We start from the raw sequence: 2278 nt of genomic DNA, 5'->3' as shown, positions 1-2278 counted from the left end.
TAAAATTAATTTTATTTTGCTATTTTTCATTTATTAACCTCTAATTACAATTTACTAATTTACCACAAAAAATAGCCGAAAGCTAGATTTCATCTAACTTTCAGCCATTGAAAATTTTATACTTTCCTATACATTAAAAAAGAGAACCCCAATGAGTTCTCTCCTATAAACTATACTTTAAATACACTTTCAGATATTAATATATATAAAAAGGGTTCTCTAAACACTCATTAGAAAAAAATTTATATTTATTTTTGCAAAAGAAATAGCCAGCGCTAAAATAATAGCCCCAGAATATAAAATAAAAAAATCTATTAAATTTTGCAATTAAATTCTTTTCTAATCCTTTCATAATATATACCTCTTTTAATTTTAAGTAATTTACTTTTTCTTTATTTTAACCATATTTAACCACTTTGTCAATCTTTTTACATATTTTTCTTATCATTTTATATAACTCTATAAAATAGGTGCCAGCAATCTTATTAATGACTCTTTAATCTTTAAACTTCTAGACCTTTTATAATACTCCTCTCTTGTAACTAATTTAGACTTTAATTGATCACCTAAAAATATTTTTTCTTGTTCTTTAGCTATTGTTTCATTATAAATAAATGCATTTACCTCAAAATTCAATTTAAAACTTCTTATATCTAAATTTGCAGTTCCAATACTGCATACTTCACCATCTGCTACAATTGTTTTAGAATGAATAAATCCATTACCATAACGATATATTTTTATTCCATATTCTATTAGCAATCCTATATTAGCACTTAACATCCACTCCATAAAAAAATGATCTGGAGCTCCTGGAACTATAATTCTAACATCAACTCCTGAAAGAGCTGATATTTTTAAAGCTTCCATCATTGGACTATCAGGTACTAAATATGGAGTTTGAATATAAACATAATTTTTTGCATTATTTATAATTTTCATATAAGAATTTTTAATATATTCCTCCATATGATCTGGCCCAGAAGATACTATTTGCATACCTACATCACCTACCACTTCTGGAATTGGAAAGTACATTGACATATTTCCCATATTTTCATCTGCAGCATAGTCCCAATCTAATATAAATCGCTTGTTTAACTCATTAACTGCTTCACCTTTAACTCTAATATGAGTATCTCTCCAAAATTTAAATTGCTTTCCTTTATTAACATACTCATTTCCAACATTAAATCCACCAACATATCCAATTTTCCCATCAATCACAACTATTTTTCTATGATTTCTATAGTTAATACGTGTATTAATATGTGGCAACACCCCTGGGAAAAATACAGCCACCTTTATCCCGTAAGATTCTATTTCATTAATAATTTTTTTAGTAATTCGCTTTGATCCCATACCATCTATGACTAATCTTACTTCTACTCCATCTTTAGTCTTTTCATGTAATTCTTTTATCAATGCTCTTCCTAAATCATCATATCTAAAAATATAATATTCTATATGTATAAAGCTTTTGGCAGCTCTAATATCATTAAATAAATCTCTAAATTTATCTTCTCCATTAATATATGTTTTCACTTCATTTCCAGTAGTATAAACCGCGCCTGAATGATTATAATTCATTAAAATTAAATCTTCATAATTCTCATTAATTTCACTATCAAAATTAGGTAGTTCATGATTACTTATTAACTTATATCTTTTAATTTTATCTGCAAGTTTTTTTTCTCTAAATATTTTTTGTCTACTCAAATTTTGCCCCAATAATAGATATAGAATAAGCCCTATACCCGGTAATACAATTAGTATTATCAACCAAGCCCATGTTGTTGTTGGTTCTTTTCTTTCAATAAATATTAATGATAGCGCAGACAATAAATTTAATAAAAAAAACATTGTTATTAATACTATATATGCCATAAATCATTAATTCCTTTCAAGTATTAGCTATTTATTATTATACATCAATAAAGTATTAATTAATACTTCTAAGTAAATTATATATATTAAAAATAGCCATGCTATATAGCATGGCTATTTTTAATATATATAATTTTTTAGATATTAAGCAAAGTATCTCTTTAATAATCCTTCGAAAGCTTTTCCGTGTCTAGCTTCATCTTTGCACATTTCATGAACTGTGTCATGGATTGCATCTAAGTTTAATTGTTTAGCTAATGTAGCTAAATCCTTTTTACCTTGAGTTGCTCCGTGTTCTGCAGCTACTCTAGCTTCTAAGTTAGCTTTTGTATCAGCAACAACTACTTCTCCTAATAATTCTGCGAATTTTGCAGCGTGTTCTGCTTCTTCG

Annotated in this window: 1 protein-coding gene and 1 pseudogene; both read right to left on the bottom strand. The window is 26.8% G+C overall.

Annotated features, from left to right (window positions below; genetic code table 11):
* Positions 1 to 459 precede the first annotated feature (459 nt).
* Entirely contained in the window at positions 460 to 1887 is a 1428-nt protein-coding gene (gene cls / locus Q0Y03_RS15370) for a cardiolipin synthase (protein ID WP_297714658.1), read from the bottom strand.
* 144 nt (positions 1888 to 2031) lie between these two features.
* Positions 2032 to 2278, bottom strand: a pseudogene (locus Q0Y03_RS15365) (NADH peroxidase); the annotation flags it as partial.

The sequence above is a fragment of the Clostridium sp. genome (genome assembly GCF_026168755.1).
Lineage (GTDB): Bacteria > Bacillota > Clostridia > Clostridiales > Clostridiaceae > Clostridium.
The sequence above is the reverse complement of the archived record's forward strand: the minus strand, read 5'-3'. Positions and strand labels throughout refer to the sequence as shown.